The 18304-nt window shown below is 57.1% G+C and carries 21 protein-coding genes; 3 read left to right on the plus strand and 18 right to left on the minus strand.

Going from position 1 to position 18304, the window contains the following annotated elements; genetic code table 11:
- Positions 1 to 9: 9 nt before the first annotated feature.
- From emrA to CMQ96_RS14160, 12 genes are all read right to left on the minus strand, one after another.
- The gene (gene emrA / locus CMQ96_RS14105) at positions 10 to 1182 is read right to left on the minus strand and encodes a multidrug efflux MFS transporter periplasmic adaptor subunit EmrA (RefSeq protein ID WP_004123983.1); all 1173 of its coding nucleotides are present in this window, start codon (positions 1180 to 1182) and stop codon (positions 10 to 12) included.
- A 131-nt stretch (positions 1183 to 1313) separates the two neighbouring features.
- On the minus strand, positions 1314 to 1844 hold the full coding sequence (gene mprA / locus CMQ96_RS14110) for a transcriptional repressor MprA (RefSeq protein WP_004104785.1): 531 nt from the start codon (positions 1842 to 1844) through the stop codon (positions 1314 to 1316).
- A 91-nt stretch (positions 1845 to 1935) separates the two neighbouring features.
- Positions 1936 to 2271, minus strand: coding sequence for an L-valine transporter subunit YgaH (gene ygaH, locus CMQ96_RS14115; RefSeq protein WP_024358422.1), 336 nt, complete (start codon positions 2269 to 2271; stop codon positions 1936 to 1938).
- Positions 2261 to 3007 carry an AzlC family ABC transporter permease gene (locus CMQ96_RS14120; RefSeq protein ID WP_004132932.1) on the minus strand — a complete coding sequence of 249 codons (747 nt, stop codon included), beginning with the start codon at positions 3005 to 3007 and terminating at the stop codon, positions 2261 to 2263. The genes ygaH and CMQ96_RS14120 overlap by 11 nt, the downstream gene beginning before the upstream one ends.
- Positions 3008 to 3248: 241 nt before the next feature.
- The gene (gene proX / locus CMQ96_RS14125; protein WP_098066942.1) at positions 3249 to 4244 is read right to left on the minus strand and encodes a glycine betaine/L-proline ABC transporter substrate-binding protein ProX; all 996 of its coding nucleotides are present in this window, start codon (positions 4242 to 4244) and stop codon (positions 3249 to 3251) included.
- 62 nt (positions 4245 to 4306) lie between these two features.
- Positions 4307 to 5371 carry a glycine betaine/L-proline ABC transporter permease ProW gene (gene proW / locus CMQ96_RS14130; protein WP_024358420.1) on the minus strand — a complete coding sequence of 355 codons (1065 nt, stop codon included), beginning with the start codon at positions 5369 to 5371 and terminating at the stop codon, positions 4307 to 4309.
- Positions 5364 to 6566, minus strand: a complete 1203-nt coding sequence (proV, locus tag CMQ96_RS14135) for a glycine betaine/L-proline ABC transporter ATP-binding protein ProV (protein WP_024358419.1) — start codon at positions 6564 to 6566, stop codon at positions 5364 to 5366. The genes proW and proV overlap by 8 nt, the downstream gene beginning before the upstream one ends.
- A gap of 345 nt (positions 6567 to 6911) precedes the next feature.
- On the minus strand, positions 6912 to 7874 hold the full coding sequence (gene nrdF, locus CMQ96_RS14140; protein ID WP_004132940.1) for a class 1b ribonucleoside-diphosphate reductase subunit beta: 963 nt from the start codon (positions 7872 to 7874) through the stop codon (positions 6912 to 6914).
- A gap of 10 nt (positions 7875 to 7884) precedes the next feature.
- Entirely contained in the window at positions 7885 to 10029 is a 2145-nt protein-coding gene (nrdE, locus tag CMQ96_RS14145; RefSeq protein WP_024358418.1) for a class 1b ribonucleoside-diphosphate reductase subunit alpha, read from the minus strand.
- Positions 10002 to 10412, minus strand: coding sequence for a class Ib ribonucleoside-diphosphate reductase assembly flavoprotein NrdI (nrdI, locus tag CMQ96_RS14150; protein WP_004135055.1), 411 nt, complete (start codon positions 10410 to 10412; stop codon positions 10002 to 10004). The genes nrdE and nrdI overlap by 28 nt, the downstream gene beginning before the upstream one ends.
- Positions 10409 to 10654, minus strand: a complete 246-nt coding sequence (gene nrdH, locus CMQ96_RS14155; protein ID WP_004135058.1) for a glutaredoxin-like protein NrdH — start codon at positions 10652 to 10654, stop codon at positions 10409 to 10411. The genes nrdI and nrdH overlap by 4 nt, the downstream gene beginning before the upstream one ends.
- Positions 10655 to 10837: 183 nt before the next feature.
- Entirely contained in the window at positions 10838 to 11269 is a 432-nt protein-coding gene (locus CMQ96_RS14160; RefSeq protein WP_024358417.1) for a carboxymuconolactone decarboxylase family protein, read from the minus strand.
- A gap of 87 nt (positions 11270 to 11356) precedes the next feature.
- Here CMQ96_RS14160 and CMQ96_RS14165 point away from each other — a divergent pair, with 87 nt between their 5' ends.
- Positions 11357 to 12715 (plus strand): PLP-dependent aminotransferase family protein, encoded by a 1359-nt coding sequence (locus tag CMQ96_RS14165; protein WP_024358416.1) that lies wholly within the window; start codon positions 11357 to 11359, stop codon positions 12713 to 12715.
- Between the two features lie 63 nt (positions 12716 to 12778).
- Here CMQ96_RS14165 and CMQ96_RS14170 read toward each other — a convergent pair whose 3' ends face one another.
- The gene (locus CMQ96_RS14170; protein ID WP_004123945.1) at positions 12779 to 13105 is read right to left on the minus strand and encodes a DUF883 family protein; all 327 of its coding nucleotides are present in this window, start codon (positions 13103 to 13105) and stop codon (positions 12779 to 12781) included.
- 149 nt (positions 13106 to 13254) lie between these two features.
- Between CMQ96_RS14170 and CMQ96_RS14175 the strand changes: the two genes are divergently transcribed.
- Entirely contained in the window at positions 13255 to 13605 is a 351-nt protein-coding gene (locus tag CMQ96_RS14175; protein WP_004123942.1) for a DUF2002 family protein, read from the plus strand.
- Positions 13606 to 13641: 36 nt separating this feature from the next.
- Here the strand turns inward: CMQ96_RS14175 and alaE are convergent, their stop codons facing one another.
- Positions 13642 to 14097 carry an L-alanine exporter AlaE gene (gene alaE / locus CMQ96_RS14180; protein ID WP_098066943.1) on the minus strand — a complete coding sequence of 152 codons (456 nt, stop codon included), beginning with the start codon at positions 14095 to 14097 and terminating at the stop codon, positions 13642 to 13644.
- Positions 14098 to 14803: 706 nt separating this feature from the next.
- On the opposite strand from alaE, the gene stpA reads away from it, so the two are divergent.
- Entirely contained in the window at positions 14804 to 15205 is a 402-nt protein-coding gene (gene stpA / locus CMQ96_RS14190; protein WP_004135062.1) for a DNA-binding protein StpA, read from the plus strand.
- A 46-nt stretch (positions 15206 to 15251) separates the two neighbouring features.
- Here the strand turns inward: stpA and CMQ96_RS14195 are convergent, their stop codons facing one another.
- From CMQ96_RS14195 to CMQ96_RS14210, 4 genes are all read right to left on the minus strand, one after another.
- Complete coding sequence (locus CMQ96_RS14195) at positions 15252 to 15431, minus strand: hypothetical protein (protein WP_004135063.1); 180 nt, start codon at positions 15429 to 15431, stop codon at positions 15252 to 15254.
- Between the two features lie 91 nt (positions 15432 to 15522).
- Entirely contained in the window at positions 15523 to 16044 is a 522-nt protein-coding gene (locus CMQ96_RS14200; RefSeq protein WP_049089881.1) for a rhodanese family protein, read from the minus strand.
- Positions 16045 to 16053: 9 nt separating this feature from the next.
- Positions 16054 to 16353, minus strand: a complete 300-nt coding sequence (locus tag CMQ96_RS14205) for a helix-turn-helix transcriptional regulator (RefSeq protein ID WP_098066945.1) — start codon at positions 16351 to 16353, stop codon at positions 16054 to 16056.
- A gap of 149 nt (positions 16354 to 16502) precedes the next feature.
- The gene (locus CMQ96_RS14210) at positions 16503 to 18287 is read right to left on the minus strand and encodes a sigma-54-dependent Fis family transcriptional regulator (RefSeq protein WP_024358412.1); all 1785 of its coding nucleotides are present in this window, start codon (positions 18285 to 18287) and stop codon (positions 16503 to 16505) included.
- Positions 18288 to 18304 lie beyond the last annotated feature (17 nt).

Below are 18304 nucleotides of genomic sequence, written 5' to 3' on the forward strand. Positions count from 1 at the left end.
CACCCCGAATTATCCGGCGTTGGCCTGGATGATGTCGTTTATCAGCTTATTGACCGGCTCGAGGCCGATTTCGCGGGCATTACTTTCGTAAACCGGGGAGCTACGCACCTGACTTGCCAGCATCTCGCCGCCGCGGTCGGTGGTGTTCACCTCAACGAGGGTCGACAGGCCGATGCGCAGCGGGTGCTCCGCCAGCTGTTTTTCATCCAGCTCAATACGTACCGGCAGGCGCTGAACCACTTTGATCCAGTTGCCGGTGGCGTTCTGCGCGGGCAGCAGCGAGAAGGCGCTACCGGTACCCATATCGAGGCCGACCACTTTACCGGTGTATTTCACATCGTCGCCGTAAATATCGCTGATCACGGTGGCCGGCTGACCGATACGCATATGCGCCAGCTGCGTTTCTTTAAAGTTGGCGTCAATCCACAGGTTGGTCGCCGGAACGACGGCCATCAGCGGCGTGGTGCTGCTGATTTGCGCGCCGGGCTGTACGGAGCGACGCGATACGTAGCCGCTAATCGGGCTGACGATTTTTGTCCGCTGCAGGGCCAGCCAGGCGTTACGCACTTCGGTGGCCGCCTGCAGCACAGCAGGCTGCTGTTCCAGCTTCGTACCCAGCACGATTGCCTGGTTGGCGTTGTACTGCTGAATCGCCACGTCCAGTTCGGCCTGGGCGCTGGCAACCGTGTCGCGGGCGTGCTGCAGCTCTTCGCGGCCAATCAGGTTGGCGGCCCCCAGCGGAATACGGCGGTTAAGGTCGGTCTGCGCCTGGGAAAGCGCGGTTTTTTTAACCTCAATGCTGGCCTGCAGCTGCTTGCTGTTGATCATCTGCTGGCGCGTTTGACGCACGCTGGCGGCCAGCTGGGTTTGCGCTTTTTCAAACGCCTGCTGGGCATCGGTCTGGTCGAGGGTGACCAGCGGATCGCCTTTTTGCACGTAGTCGGTGTTGTCGGCCCAGACTTTCGTCACGCTGCCGGACACCTGCGCCATAATTTGCACCTGATTCCCTGCCACATACGCGTCATCGGTCTCTTCGAAGTGACGCAGTACTAAAAACCAATAAATCCCGTATGCCACGGCAACAATAATAAAGAGCAAGGTCAGCAGCAGCAGGGCGCCTTTACGCTTCCCTTTTTTGCTGCCCGGTTGCTGCGGGGTTTGGCTCTCCGCATTTGCGCTCATGTTATTCTCCACGATCTTATTATTTCACATCGGCTGAGCCGACCTGTTTATCAGAAAGGCCAGCAGAAGATCTGCTGGCCTGTTCGTTTCTTTGTCAATCCAGAAAAAGCGTTGAGCGGTTGGTTCCGCGCTTAGCGCAGAGACTCCGCAAGCACGCCATCCTCTTCCATTTGGTCGAGGCGACCAAGCAGTTTACGGGTGATGTGCTCGAGCTGATCTTTTTCGCTGGTGCTTAAAGAAGACCAGAGCTGATGCAGGCAGTTGTGCTGCGGCGGTAACACTTCGCGCAGGAACTGATGCCCCTTTTCGGTGAGCTGTAAATGCAGGCAGCGACGATCGTTATCGCTTTCGCGGCGCTCAATCCAGCCGCGTTTTTCCAGCTCGTCGGCAATGCGCGTGGCGTTGGTACGGGAAGAGCCCAGCGCGCAGCTCAGCTCAGAAGGCTGAATGCTGTGGTTTTCCTGAGACTCAAGCGTGATCAGCGCCATAAACAATGTCTCGTTAATCCCTTGCGCTTTCAGCATCTTGTTACGGTTTTCCAGCAGCTTTCCCTGCATATGCATGCAAAGGCGGGTGAGCAGAATTTCCTGAAAAGGAAAGTCTTCGTGACGGCTGGCGCGGAACTTGAGCATTTGCTCAATGGGAGTAAACGAACTATCCATTTTGGTTATGACCTCATTAATTACAGTCGATATAATAACTATTGTGACAAATAAATCAAATGAATTATTGACAAAAATTGATACTTTAGGCTTATAGCCATAGGCCGATTTTCCAGACAACACCGTAGGTTAGGGCGCTTAGAAGCGTAGGCAAAATAATGCTGCGCGTTTTCCAGAAGGCCAGGCCCAGCACGGCGAAGCCAGCCAGTGTAGGCAGCAGGCGGCGGGCGTCGTGGAGAATTTCCGGCACGCTGGAGACCACCAGCAGCGCGCAAATAGAGGCGATGCCGATGGTATCGAGCAGCACGCCGATCGGACCGCGACGCGTCGGACGCGCGTTGCCGGCGCGCAGGCGCAACGGCAGATAGCGAAACAGATAGTTTACGCAGCCGACCACAACGCCGATCGTCAGGACATCACTGTTCATCGGGCATCCCCTGTAGGCTGGCCTGTACCAGAGCGGTCAGGCAGCCGCAGACAATCCCGGCCAGGATGGCGGCGGGTATGGAAAACAGAATCATTCCCCCCAGCGCCCCTGCCAGCGCGGCGGTCACGCTAAGCGACTGCTTGCGCTGGAAAGAAGCCAGTAAAAAACTCATAAACAGCGCGGGAAGCATAAAGCCCAGCGCCGCCTCCACCGCCGGAAAATCGGTCAGCAGGCCGCTGCCTGAATACGCGCCGATCAGCGTGCCGAAGACCCACGACGCCCAGGACAGAAAAGCGATACCGATCATCCAGCTTTCGCTCCAGCGCCGACCGTCGCGTACCAGTTTAGCGGTGGCGGCGGCAAACACCTCATCAGTCAGGCCGAACGCCCAGATCGCGGTTTTTTTGTTGCTCAGCGCGCGCGGGATGCGGCTGCGCAGGGAAGGGCCGTAGAGAACGTGACGAACGTCCATCGCCATGACGGTGAGCGCGGCGACCCACAGCGAGCTTCCCGCCGCCAGCATCGCGACGATCACGAACTGGCTGGCGCCCGCGTAAATAATGCAGGAGAAGAACAGGCTTTCCAGGGGAGTGAAGCCGAGCTTCGTGGCGTTGAGGCCGAAGGCGAAGGCCACGGGAATATAGCTAATGACGATAGGCAGGCTGTCTTTCAGGCCTTCAGCCAGCGTGGCCTCAGCGGCGGGAGGGGTATGCGTCAATGCGTCAGAATTTTCCATAGGAATTGCTTATTAATCACTCACGTGAAAATCACATGATTAAACAGGTAGATTTACCTTAGCAGAGAGCCGTGCGGCTTAACAGCCGCTAAGAGGCTGATGGTTAAAGTTATGCACATTTTTTGCATATAAACCCATCGGGCGGGAAAGGCGGGGCGATGATAGCGAAGGTGGAGTCTGTACGTTCTGATGGCCCGGAAAGGCGGGAGCCTTTCCGGGGAAACGCGATAAAAGCGGGAGATTATTTCTGCGCGGCCAGCGCTTCGTTCACCCAGCCGTCAAACTGCTGCTGGTGGGCTTTGATCCAGCCGTCGACGTGGCCCTGAATATCCGCTTCCGAACCATGCCCCTCGTGCATCATGGCATTCTCGGCGTTGATATCGGCAATCGGCAGCTTCATGATGCTAAACAGCTTCGCCGCCGCCGGGTTTTTCTCGGCCCAGGCTTTGTTGGCGACGATATGCATGGTGCTGACCGGGAAGCCGTAGTTGGCGCCATTAGAGAGCTTCGTGTCGATATTTTTTTGCACGCCCGGCAGGGAGGAGAACGGTACCTGCAGCCAGACGACGTCTTTACCCGGTTTCAGCACATCGCTGACCCAGTAAGGCGTCCAGGTGTAGTAGATGACCGGCTTGCCCTCTTTATAGCGGGCAATGGTGTCGGCCATCATGGCGGCATAGTTCCCCTGATTGTGGGTGACGGTGTTATTCAGACCATAGGCATCAAGCTGATGGTTAATCACCGCTTCACAGCCCCAGCCAGGCGTACAGCCGGTCAGGTCGGCTTTGCCGTCGCCGTTGGTGTCGAACAGTTTGGCGATTTTCGGATCTTTTAGCTGGTCGATAGATTTGATGTGGTACTGCTCGGCGGTTTTCTTATCAATCAGGTAGCCCTGCGTCGCGCCGTTCACAAATACGCCTTGGCGGTAGAACTTTTTATCGCCGCCGGCGGCAGCGTACATATCGTCGTGCAGCGGCTGCCAGTTGACGGCGGTAAAGGTGGCGTCGCCGGAGGCGAGCGAGGTATAGCCGACGTTGTAATCCACTTCGCTCGGCTTATCGACGGTATAACCGAGCTTCTCCAGCGCGCGGCTGACCAGCAGGGTCTGGAAGGTCTCTTCCGAAATGGTGCTCTGAATCGGCTTAACGGTAATGCCTTTGCCAGGCAGATCCGCCGCGAAGGCGGTGGTGGAAATGAGGGCGGTTAACGCTGTGGCAAGGATCGCTGTATGTCGCATCGTTGTTCCTTTTACTTATCAGAAGGGGAGTCTATCCCCCCGATTGCCGGGGGGATGGGCTCTTATTTACAGAAAGGGCGAGTTATCAGCCCCAGTGGGCCGGTTGCATACCAGCGGCGGTTGCCGCGACTGCGCGAGTCCCGTCCTACGGCCTGAGTCAGACGGTCAAGAATAATGGCGAGGATAACAATCCCGACGCCGCCAACGGTGGCCAGGCCCATATCAAGGCGACCGATGCCGCGCAGTACCATCTGGCCGAGACCGCCAACGGCAATCATCGAGGCGATGACCACCATCGACAGGGCCAGCATCAGCGTCTGGTTGACCCCGGCCATAATAGTCGGCATGGCCAGCGGTAGCTGAACCTTAAACAGCAGCTGACGCGGGCTGGCGCCGAAGGAGCGCGATGCTTCAATCAGATCCGCCGGCACCTGGTTAATCCCCAGAATGGTCAGGCGGACAATCGGCGGCAGGGCGAAGATAATGGTGACCACCACGCCCGGAACGTTGCCGATACCGAACAGCATCACGATGGGCACCAGGTAGACAAACGCCGGCGTGGTCTGCATCGCGTCGAGCAGCGGACGGATGATTTTCGCCGCCCGCGGGCTGCGCGCCAGCCATATCCCAAGCGGCAGGCCGATCAGCATACAAAACAGCAGTGCGGTCAGCACCAGCGCCAGGGTTACCATCGCCTGCGACCAGGCGCCGATAGCGCCGATGGCGATCAGCGAAATCAGCGTCGCCGCACCCATGCCGACGCTGGAAATCTGCCAGGCAATCAGCGAGAAAATAATAATCGCCACCGGCGCCGGCATGCCCAGCAGCAGCTGCTGGAAGGCGCTCAGGATGTAATCCACCGGTACGCGTATTCCCTGGAATAGCGGACGGAAATGCATCACTACCCAGTCGATGCCGTGCGTGACCCAGCTATCGAGCGGGATCAGCGTGTTATGGAACGGGTCCATAATATTGAAGTGTTCCGGCTGCGGCGCGGGCGCGCTGCTCAGCCAGTCGGCGCCGCCGCCGTTGGTCGGCGCTGGCGTAGAGGTGCCCCAGGCATCGGCGGATTGCGCTGCGCTATCCGCCGCCGGCGCGGTGTCCCACGGGTTAGATTGATCAGCCATTGTTTGCCCCCTCGCGATCTAAAGCCTGCAGCAGCATGCGTTTGGAAATGATGCCGACGTACTGTTGCCCTTCATCGATAACCGGCACCGCACACGGTGCATGGCCGACGTGAGAGAGCAGCTCGCTGAGCGGCGTTTGCGCATCCACCGCCTGCGGGGAGTCGATTAACGCCGCATCGATTCCCTGGCCTTCGCTCAGCGCGGCTTTCAGAGAATCAATGGAGATAATGCCAACAAACTTATTCCCGCGTTCAATGACGTAGCCATATTCGCGGTCTTCATCCTGCAATAATTTCAGCGCGGAGCGCGGGCCGAAACCAGGCGTTTTACGAATCAGCCCCACCGGGCTGCGGCGGGCAATATCTTTAGCGCTGAACACCTGGCTAATATCGACGCCGCGGAAGAAGGTTCGGACATAATCATTGGCCGGATTATTGAGTATTTCATCCGGCGTGCCGACCTGAACCACTTCACCATTTTGCATAATGGCAATACGATCGCCAATCCGCATGGCTTCATCGAGATCGTGGGAAATAAATACCACGGTACGCTGATGTCGGGCCTGTAATTTAGTGAGCTCATCCTGCATTTCGGTACGAATTAATGGGTCGAGCGCCGAGAAGGCTTCATCCATTAACAGAATATCGGGGTTAATCGCCAGCGCGCGGGCGAGACCAACGCGCTGGCGCATGCCGCCGGAGAGTTCGTCCGGGTACGCATGAGCATAATTTTCCAGGCCGACCTGACGCAGCGCCTCCAGCGCTTTTTCCTGGCGTTCCTGAGTCGGCACGCCGGCCAGCTCCATGCCGAAACCGGCGTTGTCGAGCACGGTCATATGCGGCATAAGCGCAAAGGATTGAAAAACCATCGCAATCTTTTTCCTGCGCACCTCGCGGAGCTCGGCGTCAGAGATTTTAGCGATATCGACGCCGTCGATCAGGACCTGGCCGCGGGTGGGTTCAATCAGGCGATTGAGAAGGCGAACCATGGTGGATTTCCCCGAACCGGAGAGCCCCATGATGACGAATATCTCGCCTTCTTCAATGGTCAGACTGGCGTTCTTAACGCCAAGCGATAGCCCCGTCTTTTCCAGTATTTGTTCTTTCGATAGTCCTTTGTCGATATATTTGAAAGCCCGCTGCGGGTGCTCGCCAAATATCTTATAGAGATTCTTGATTTCTAATTTAATTGCCATGCAAGAGAGTGTTTCCTGTTATTTATTAATATCGATATGGTACCCGGTGGTGATAATTGCTTTTTTACACCCTAACATACTGAGAATCTGTGACAACCCTTTATGTGGCGTTGCCAGGGAAATGCGCGGGAGAGAATTCCGGTACATCCCCCGTGATATAAGGGCTGAGCACGAATGACTTGTGGTCGATATTTTTTAGTTATGTTGCCTTAATTCAGGTGAAAATCGAGGGCATGTTGTTGAATATGACACGGTGATGACCGAAAGATATTGAGTGAGGTGAAAACAAATAATGTGAAATAAATCACCAGGAAATATGCTGATATATTCCTGGTGAAAGTAAGGCTAAAAGTCCCAATCGGCGTCGACGGTTTCTTCCGCTTTTCCCATCACATACGATGAACCTGAACCGGAAAAGAAGTCGTGGTTTTCGTCGGCATTCGGCGAGAGCGCGGCGAGGATCGCCGGATTGACGGCGGCCATTTCCGCCGGGAACAGCGCGTCGTAGCCGAGGTTCATCAGCGCCTTGTTGGCGTTGTAGCAGAGAAAGGCGTTGACCTCCTCAATCCAGCCGCTATCGGCGTACAGTTCACGGGTGTAGGCCAGTTCGTTGTCATACAGATCCATCAGCAGGTCGAGGGCGAAGTTTTTCATCTCTTCGCGCTTCTCGGCGCTGACTATTTCCAGTCCTTTCTGGAATTTGTAGCCAATGTAATAACCGTGTACCGCTTCATCGCGGATAATCAGGCGAATCAGATCGGCGGTGTTGGTCATTTTCCCCCGGCTGGAGAAGTACATCGGCAGCCAGAAACCGGAGTAGAAGAGGAAGGATTCGAGAAAGACGCTGGCGATTTTTTTCTTCAACGGTTCATCTGCCTGATAGTACTCCAGCATCAGCTGCGCTTTGCGCTGCAGCGGCGCGTTTTGTTCGCTCCAGGCATAGGCGGCATCGACGTCTTTGGTCTGGCAGAGCGTCGAAAAGATTGAGCTGTAGGAGCGGGCGTGCACCGCCTCCATAAAGCTGACGTTCGACAGTACCGCTTCCTCGTGCGGGGTGAGGGCGTCGGCCATCAGCGCCGGCGCGCCGACGGTATTCTGGATGGTATCGAGCAGCGTCAGCCCGGTGAAGACGCGAATCGTCAGCTGCTGCTCCGCCGGGGTGAGGGTTTGCCAGGCGGGGATATCGTTGGACAGCGGCACCTTCTCCGGCAGCCAGAAGTTGCTGGTCAGCCGATTCCAGACCTCCAGATCCTTATCATCTTCAATCTTGTTCCAGTTGATGGCGCTGATGCGCGATAAATGGGTCATCCTGTTCTCCTTATAGCGCGCAGGACACGCAGCCTTCAATTTCGGTACCTTCCAGCGCCAGCTGGCGCAGACGGATGTAATACAGCGTTTTGATGCCCTTCTTCCACGCGTAGATTTGCGCTTTGTTGATGTCGCGCGTGGTGGCGGTATCGGGGAAGAACAGGGTTAGCGACAGCCCCTGATCGACGTGACGCGTCGCCTCGGCGTAGGTGTCGATGATCTTCTGCGGGCCGATTTCGTAAGCATCCTGATACAGCGCCAGGTTGTCGTTGGTCATAAACGGCGCCGGATAGTAAACCCGTCCGGTTTTCCCCTCCTTGCGGATCTCAATCTTCGACACGATCGGATGGATGCTGGAGGTCGCGTGGTTGATGTAGGAAATCGAGCCCGTCGGCGGCACCGCCTGCAGGTTGCGGTTATAAATACCGTAGCGCATCACGTCATCGCGCAGCTGCCGCCACATATCGCGGTCGGGCAGAACAATACCGGCACGGGCGAACAGCGCGCGGACTGTCGCCGTTTTCGGCTGCCAGTCGCCTTCCAGGTAGGGGCGGAAATAGTCGCCGCTGGCGTACCGCGACTGCTCGAATCCGGCAAAACGCGTCCCTTTTTCCCGCGCTATCAGCATCGAGGTGCGCAGCGCGTGCCAGGTGATGGTATAGAAATAGAAATTGGTGAAATCCAGGCCCGCTTCGCTACCGTAGGCAATACCTTCGCGCGCCAGATAGCCGTGCAGATTCATCTGCCCAAGGCCGATGGCGTGCGAAGCGGCATTGCCCGCCGCTACCGACGGTACCGAACGGATGTCGCTCATCTCGGAAACCGCCGTCAGGCCGCGCACCGCGACCTCGACCGTGCGGGCGAAATCAGGAGAGTCCATGGTGTGGGCGATATTCAGCGAGCCGAGGTTGCAGGAGATATCCTGGCCGATGCTGGCGTAATCCAGGTTTTCGTCAAAGGTAGAAGGCGAGTTGACCTGCAGGATCTCCGAGCACAGGTTGCTCATATTGATGCGCCCGGCAATCGGGTTCGCGCGATTCACCGTGTCTTCAAACATGATGTACGGATAGCCGGACTCAAACTGAATTTCCGCCAGCCGCTGGAACAGGTCGCGGGCGCGGATCCAGCGTTTGCTGACCCGCTCGTCGGCCACCAGTTGCGCATACATTTCGCTTACCGCGATATCGCCGAACGCTTTACCGTACAGGCGCTCGACGTCGTAGGGGGAGAACAGCGCCATCTGCGCATCTTCTTTCGCTAGCTGAAAGGTGATATCCGGAATCACGACGCCGAGAGAGAGCGTTTTAATGCGGATTTTTTCATCGGCGTTCTCGCGTTTGGTATCCAGGAACCGCAGGATATCGGGATGATGGGCGTGCAGATAGACCGCGCCGGCCCCCTGGCGCGCGCCGAGCTGGTTGGCGTAGGAGAAGGCGTCTTCCAGCATTTTCATCACCGGTACCACGCCGGAGGACTGATTCTCGATGCGCTTGATTGGCGCCCCGGCTTCGCGAAGGTTGGAGAGCAGAAACGCCACGCCGCCGCCGCGCTTGGATAGCTGCAGCGCCGAGTTCACCGCCCGGCCAATGGATTCCATATTATCTTCGATACGCAGCAGAAAGCAGGAGACCAGTTCGCCGCGCTGCTGTTTACCGGCGTTGAGGAACGTCGGCGTGGCGGGCTGAAAGCGCCCGGAGAGGATCTCATCGGTCAGTTGATGGGCCAGCGTCTCGTTACCCTGCGCCAGGGCCAGGGCCACCATGCAGGTGCGGTCGGCAAAGTCTTCCAGGTAGCGCTTTCCATCGAAGGTTTTCAGCGCGTAGCTGGTATAGAACTTCCATGCGCCGAGAAACGTCTGGAAGCGAAAACCGCCGTCCCGGGCATGGGCAAATAGCTCGAGAATAAACTGGCGATCGTAGCGTGCCAGCACCCTGGCATCGTAATAGCCTTCGGCGACCAGCCACGTCAGCTTGTCGTCCTGGCTGGCGAAGGGCACGGTATTGGGCGCGACGTGGCTGGCCATAAACGCCGCCACCGCCTGATGGTCTTTGTCAAACGGGATGCGGCCGTTGCTGTCGTAGAGATTCAGCATCGCGTTGAGGGCGTGGAAATCCGGCGCCTCGCTGGTTATACGTTCTGCGGTTGTCGTTGCCAAAATTCGCTTACTCCTTTACGCACGTTGTCGACATCTTGCGGGGTGCCCATCAGTTCAAAACGATAGAGATACGGTACGCCGCATTTCAGCTTGATGACGTCGCCAGCCCGGCCATAGGCCTCGCCAAAATTGCGGTTGCCCGCGGCGATGACGCCGCGAATGAGCTGGCGGTTGTGCGGATCGTTAAGAAAGCGGATCGCCTGTCGAGGGACCGCGCCCGCCGTGCCGCCGCCGCCATAGCTGGGGACGATGAGAATGTAGGGTTCGTCTACCTGGATGCGCTCGCGCTCGTTAAGCGGAATACGCACGGCGGGCAGCCCCAGACGCTGGACAAACCGGTGCGTGTTTTCCGAACTGCTGGAGAAGTAGACGATCAGGCTCATACGCTGGCCGCTGTAACTGTCGGGCGCAGGCGGTTGATCATGTCGGGACGAAAGCCGGACCAGCGGGTCTCTCCGGCAATGACCACCGGCAGCTGGCGGAAACCTTGCTCGCGCAGCAGATCGACGGCTTCAGGATGGTGGTCGATATTGATCGTGTCGAATTCAAACCCGCGGGTTTCCATGGCCCGCTTAGTGGCATGGCACTGTACGCAGTCGTTTTTAGTGTAAATAGTAATGCGCATGATTCGTATTTCCATTTAAAATAGCAGTACGGCGCTAAAACTGACGTCGCGTGCTATGGGTTACCGATAAAGGAAATACTAGATGTAGTTATTTAAAAGTTCAACAACGCAATATATATGGTTTTTGTAAAGATTAGCCCCCGCAAAAGGATTCTGCGGGGGGCGGGACTTTGTAACGTGAGATTACAGGCGCATGCTTACCGCCAGGCGGTTAAAGGCGTTCATCAGGCTGATGGCGAAGGTCAGATCGCTAATCTGGCGGGCGCTAAAATGGTCCAGCAGCGGCAGATAAACATCGTCTTGCGCATGGCTTTCGGCGATATGGGTGACCGATTCCGCCCACGCCAGCGCCGCGCGTTCGGCATCGCTGAAATGGGCGCTCACCCGCCAGCCTGCCAGCGCGTCCAGCTTGTTCTGCGCCACACCGGATTTACGCAGGGCTTTGCTGTGCATCTCCAGGCAGAAGGCGCAGCCGTTGATTTGCGACACCCGCAAATACACCAGTTCGATCAGCGCGCCATCCAGCTCGCTTTTTTCCAGCGCAATTTTGGCCTGAACCAGGGCGTTATAGACTTCCGGGCTCAGTTCATTGTACGGCTGACGTAGTGTGTTCATTTTACTCTCCTCATTAAGACGCGAGGAAAATAGCACTATAATGGACTGCATAAGATAGCCATATTGTGATGAAAAAAGCAGACCATGATGGACGCCCAAAAAATCCCCCACTACCGACGCATTGCCAGGCAGCTTAAGCAGGCGATTGAACGCGGCGAGCTGGCTCCCGGCAGCAGGCTGCCTGCGAGCCGGGTATATGCTCAGGAGCTTGGCGTATCGCGGGCGACGGTTGAGAACGCCTGGGGCGAGCTGGTGGCGCAGGGGTGGCTGGAGCGGCGCGGACAGGCGGGGACCTTTGTTAGCGAGCGGCTTATTCCGCAGCAAAACGCGCCCGTTCAGCCCGTCGCGGGCGATGAGCCCGCGGCGCCGCTGCCGTTTCAGCTGGGGCTGCCCGCGCTGGATCTGTTTCCACGCGGCCTGTGGGCGCGCGTGATGGGGCGGCGTCTGCGTACGCAAACGCGTTTTGACCTTGCGCCAGGCGATCCCTGCGGAGAACTGACGCTTCGCCGGGCGATCGCCGATTATTTGCGCCTGTCGCGCAGCATTGAATGTCGGCCTGAGCAGGTCTTGATCACCGGTAGCTACGCGGCCTCGATGCGCCTTATATTGCGCACGCTGGCGCGGCCTGGCCAGCAAATGTGGATGGAAGATCCGGGGTTTCCGCTGATCCGCCCGGTAGTGAACGACGAGGGGGTAGCGATCAACCCCGTTCCGGTCGACGACGACGGGATGGATATTGCCTGGGCGCAGCGGCATTACCCGACTGCCCATTTCGCGCTGCTGACCCCGGCTCATCAGAGCCCGCTCGGCGTGGCGCTCTCGCTGTCCAGGCGCAGACAGCTCCTGCTATGGGCGGCGCAGAATACCGCGTGGATTATCGAAGATGATTACGATAGCGAATTCCGCTATCACGGTAAGCCGCTGCCGCCGCTGAAAAGCCTCGACGCCCCGCAGCGGGTCATCTATGCCGGGGCGTTCAGCAAGTCTTTGTTTCCGGCATTGCGCGCTGCCTGGCTGGTGGTGCCTGAACCGCTGGTGGCGCAGTTTCGTGAACAGGCCGCGCTAATGAGCTGTAGCGTGCCGACGCTGTGGCAGCAGACGCTGGCGGATTTTATTCGCGAAGGCCACTTCTGGCGACATCTGAAGAAAATGCGCGCCAGCTATGCCCAGCGCCGCCTGTGGCTTGAGTCGGCGCTGCGCGCGCAGGGCTTTACCGTGGTGCCTCAAGCGGGGGGGATCCAGATGGTGGTCAGGGTGGCCGGTGACGATCGCCTTCTGGCGCAGCGCGCCAGGCGGGCCGGTCTGGCCGTCCAGGCGCTGAGCGACTGGCGGATGGAGAGTCGGGGAGATGGGGGGCTGATCATGAGCTTCACTAATCTGACGTCGGCGGAAATGGCCAACGAGGCCGTGCGTAAGCTTGATGCCGCGCTTTACGCGAAGAGATAACAAAAACCCCTGCAGAGCAGGGGTCGACGCGTATTTGTTATCTTCATGGGTCTGGCAGTTTTATTATCGACGTAAATTCAGTAATACGCCAATAAATACCCCAACGGCTGCTGCGGCGCCGACGCTTTGCCACGGTTTGTCGCGCACGTAGCTGTCAGCGCAGCCCATGGCGTCGCACGCCGCCTGCTGGACGCGGTTGTTGCCGTTAAGCCGGGCGCGGGTCTCTTTCAGCAGCGCCTGCGCTTTTTTGCGCGCGGCCTCCGCTTCGTCTTTGGCGTCGCTGCCCCACGATTTCAGCACCTCTTCCAGCGTATCCGCTAATTGGCTGACATCGTTATGGATATCTTCAGCGCTCTCTTCTACGTTGTTGCGGTTTGCTCGGTTGGCCATTGGTTTCTCCCTTAATTCCATTGAGTCTATAAGTGTAGGACAAGATTTTGAATTATGCTGTAAATAGCCCTTTATGGAATATTCCGAAAGCGTTGCCTTTAATGAATAAGGTAAGGTTAACGTGCGGTAAAAGATAATGAGGAATGAGTATGTATTTAAGACCCGATGAGGTGGCGCGTGTTCTTGAAAAAGCCGGCTTCACCATGGATGTTGTGACGCAAAAAGCGTACGGCTATCGCCGTGGCGATAATTATGTTTATGTGAACCGTGAAGCTCGTATGGGGCGTACCGCGTTAATTATTCATCCGGCTTTAAAAGAGCGCAGCACAACGCTTGCGGAGCCCGCGTCGGATATCAAAACCTGCGATCATTATGAGCAGTTCCCGCTCTATTTAGCGGGGGATGCTCAACAGCATTATGGTATTCCACACGGGTTCAGTTCGCGAATGGCGCTTGAGCGTTTTCTGAGTGGCCTGTTTGGCGAAACGCAGTATAGCTGACAAAAAGCGGCTGGCGGAACCAGTCGCTTTTTTGCATCAACTCAGGCTTTGGCCTGCGGGCAGGGGGCTGACGCGGAACAGGCGACGGCAGTAATCGAGGAAATAGCCGTACGCGGCGCCCATCATCATTGATACCACGATATTGGAACTCACCGCCGCGGCTATCTGATGCCAGTCGGCGCCGACAACCAGCAGAATCGCCACGTATACCGGTGACTGGAATGTCACATAGGCCACCACATCGGCAATGTTCTTCATCCAGCCGGACGCGCTGATGCGACGCGCCTGGCGCATCGCGAAATCGCGATAAAAGCCGTAAGGCACCGCAATAATAATGTTCACCGGAATCGCCACCAGTCGCGAAGATAACGACTGCTGAAAAGTCATTTCGGAGAGAAAAATTTCGATCATCATGTTTACAACGGTGCAGTAAACCACCATCGCAAAGGTGTCTGCTACCGCATGACGCAAGCGGGACTGCGCAGAGAACATCGGTGTGCTCCTCGAAAATGAAGTCGATAATGCCAGAAGATTGGCGGGAAATCAGCGTTTTTGGGTGCCTGTTTTGATATGCGTAGATTATATCTCTGCATTAAAAGAGGCAACTAGCTATAAATTTTTATTTAAAGGCTTTTGGTCGATAAAATACTCTGCTTCAGGCTGTTTTTTGTTCGTTACGCTACTTTTGTTGCCATTGTTTATTTTTATAATACATTTCAAATAGATAGTTGATTTGTGCGCTGTAGGGATCGGCGGGAGGCCGGGGCGAGAGAGGGCGATTGCGCGACAGAATCGCGTCGCGGTGGGCGTAGCGTCACTTTTGGCATTTTTTACTCGTCAAAAAGCAAAATGTCAGCATGATATGCTGATTTAATCGCTGGGTGAGCATTCAGATTTTTTGCATGACTATTCCGCCAGCGTCAGTGCCGCCTTGTGATGGCCTGGCGTGGATATACGGATAACCTGCTGAGCATGCAGGTAATAAGCTAAGGGTAGTGGCTGGTTGATATTTTTCTTTTCGCCCAGGTTTATTCACTGCGTGAAATTTCGCTTTTATCGATTTGTTTATCTTATTTATTGCAAAATATAGCTGATGGTATATCCGCAATTAGTGAAAGGCTGGAAATAAATAATCGTATCAATTAAACTAGCGCCGTAATCTTTGCTTCATTTGCTATTTGGGAATTTTTTGAATTATATGTCATTACTATTAGAGAAATTGAATAATATCCGTTCACTCCGCGCCATGTCCCGTGAATTCTCCATTGACGTGCTTGAAGATATGCTGGCAAAGCTAAGGACCGTCACTGAAGAAAAACGTGCTGAAGAGCAGGCTGCTCAGGCACTGCGGGCAGAACATCAGGAGAAACTAAATACCTGGCTGGAATTAATGATTGCTGATGGTATTACGCCTGAACAATTAGTGGGCCACAATAGCGCTTCCTCGAAAGGCAACAAAAAGCGCCAGCCGCGTCCGCCTAAATATCGTTTTACCGATCATACCGGCGCCGAGAAAACGTGGACCGGGCAGGGACGTATGCCGAAGCCGCTTGCGAAAGCGGTGGCTGAGGGAAAATCCCTTGATAGTTTCCTGATCTAATCGTTAAAACGGTGGGGAAACCCACCGTTATCGTTACCCGGCTTAATCAGCATACGCCAAAATCGCCGTCTTCTTTATATGCCGTCACATCGGCTGCCTTCAGCGTATATTTCTCGCCCTGCTCGTTGTTTGCCTGAACGGCAATAATGCGATCGTCCTCGACTTCAACGACTTTAAGTTTTGGCCCACCCGCGCGCGGTTGTACCAGGTCACCGACTGAAAACATACTGCTTCTCCTGTGTGCTGATAAATCTTTCGCTGACAATAACCATAGCTCAGCAAAAGCGTTACCAACAACTGAGCAAAAGAGGTAGAGGCTAGCGGCGGTTCCACGGCATCAAAGCCAAAAGACGCGCCATACCGCAAAAACCGGTGATCCCGGCGAAGGTTAATCCGGCGCCGACGAAGGCGCTAAGCAGAAAAAAGCCGCTGTTAAAAGCGTAACCTAAAGCGACGCCAAGCAAGATCAGAACCCCGGCGACGATCTGGACCTGGCGCATCAGCGGCAGCGGCTGAGATTTATCCTCTTTCACCGGCAGACCCGCCGCTTTCCACGCCTGAATTCCGCCAGCCAGCAGCCTTGCCTGCGCCGGTGCGGCGGCCTGCGCCAGACGGGCGGCATGATTCTGCGTGCGCGAACCCGCCTGACAGTGAAAAACGATCGTCTCTTCAGGGCTGGCGCGCAGCGCCGCGCCATTCGTCAGGGTTGCCAGCGGCACGAGTTCCGCGCCGGGAATATGCTCGCGGGCGTATTCATCGGCATCGCGGATATCGATCAGCCGCGCGCCGTGGTCGATGAGGGCCCGGGCTTCGGCAGGAGAAAGAGTAGCAATAGTCATAAACGCTCCTTAAGGGCAATAGATTGACTTCAGCGTGGTGACGATGTGCCGAACCGCTGGCCGGGTAATGAAGTAGTGGATGCGCTGCGCCTGACGTTCGCAGCCGATCAGGCCTTCATCGCGCATTCGCGCCAGATGCTGGGAGGTTGCGGAGGGGCTCAGCCCGGTGATGCGCGCCAGTTCGCCGGCGCTGGTGCCCGGCGCATCGCATAGCATGCACAGAATCAATAGCCTACTGGGGTTGCTCATGGCTTTCAGCAGCGCGGCGGCTTCCCCGGCGCTGGCCTGTAGCTGTTCGGGTGTATTCATTTATTTTAGTCTTTTCTAAATTTAGTAAAGTCTAAAATAAAAAGCCGCAGTGCGCCAGCACTGAATGCTGCAGTGACAAAATGGCGCGGCTGAAACCTGGTAACGGTAATGACGGTAATATGGCCGCTGCGCTTCACGCCGCGAGCGAATCAGAAGCGGCTTCCGCGACGGGCGGCGCGGCGATACAGCGTGCTGCGCGCGACGCCTAAAGCCTGCGCGGCCTTACTGATATTGCCGTTATAGCTTGCCAGCGTATCGGCAATCAGCTGCGCATCGTGCTGCTGAAGCCCACGCGGCGGGCGGGGGGCGGGCGAACTTCGGTATTCCTGGGGCAAATCACCCACTGTCAGCGTTTCACCCTCTTCGGCGAGCGCCAGCAGTACCCTCATCAGGCTTTGCAACTGGCGGACGTTGCCTGGCCAGGGCTGAGTCGCCAGGTGTTGCACAAGCGCCGGGCCCAGCGCGACGCGACGCTTTTCTCCGCCAAGATCGCGCCACAATCGCTGGATAAACGCCGGGAGTTCAGGCCACTCGCGCAGCGGCGGCAGCGTCAGAGCAAACTCGCGCAGGCGGTAGAGCAGATCTTCGCGGAAGGTACCTTCGGCGACGCGCTGCGCCAGGTTGCGGTGGGTGGCGCAAATCACAGCGAAGTTAACCGGCGAGCTCCGGCTGGCGCCAAGCGGCGTGACCTCTTTCTCCTGTAAGATCCTCAGCAGCCGGGTCTGCAGCGTTAACGGCATATCGCCGATCTCGTCAAGAAACAGCACGCCGCCGTCGGCCTCGCGAATTTTGCCGATATAGCCGTTTTTGTTTGCGCCGGTAAACGCCCCGGGCTGGTAGCCAAACAGCTCGGATTCAATCAGCGATTCCGGAATGGCGGCGCAGTTGATGGCGACGAACTTGCCGCCGCTCCAGCGGCTGTGCCGGTGCAGGGTGCGGCTGACGTACTCTTTGCCGCAGCCGGTTTCGCCTTCGATACACAAACCGATCCCGGCGTTAAGCAGACGCAGCAGCTTCTCCCCTTCGCGCTGGCTGGAGAAGGGCAGCTCGATACCTGGGCGTGGGGTCACCGCGACGCTTGCGGTAGCGGGCGCGCGCAGACGGTAATAGTAGTGCCGATCCCCGGCGGCGAGCGGCAGCGGTATGCTGACGGCGGTTTGCCGCAGCCGTGGAAAAAGCTGCTGGAAAGTGAGATGGCCGAACTGTTCTGCGTTGAGCGAGAATTCGCGCATCGCCAGCCGGTTGGCGGCCGTCAGAACCGCATCCGTAAACACCAGCAGCAGCTCGTCGACGCCGTCGAGTTTCTCCGGCTGAGGATGCAGGCTCATCAGCCACTGCTGCGGATGCAGACTCTGCTTAAACCACAGATATTCTATTTGCTTCGCGGCGCCTTTCACCCACGCCAGCGTTCGCGCGTGCGGATAGTGCGCCGGGCCGGAGATATCCAGCACCCCGGCGATATTGCCATCGGGGCTTTGCAGCGGCACGGCGGCGCAATAAAGTCCCCGGTTGCTGGTCAGGAAATGCTGGCGGCCATCGATTTCGCAGCTGTCGTCAATCGCCAGCGCGGTGCCAATGGCGTTGGTTCCGCGTCCGCTTTCGCTCCACAGATTGCCCGGCGCTAAAGCGAAGCGCTGCGCTTTCTGCATGGCGTGCGTATCGCCAAAGGTTTGCAAAACCAGACCGCTGGCGTCGGAGAGAACCACGACGGATTGCAGGTCGTTGACTTTGCGGGAAAGCGCATTGACGACCGGCTGGGCCAGCGTTTGCAGGCGGCTGTGGCTGGCGAGCCTCTCGGCCAGTTCGCTGGCGTGCAGGCGAGGGAAGTCATCCGTGGCGGGGTCGAGGCCATAGCGCTGGCTGCGGCACCAGGAGTCGCTCAGCAGCGGACTCGCTTCGATCTCTGGCGTCAGGGCAAACGGATTTCCTGGCACGGGACACCTCGTGGTTT

Source organism: Klebsiella sp. MBT K-1 (assembly GCF_002556465.1).
GTDB lineage: Bacteria > Pseudomonadota > Gammaproteobacteria > Enterobacterales > Enterobacteriaceae > Klebsiella > Klebsiella grimontii.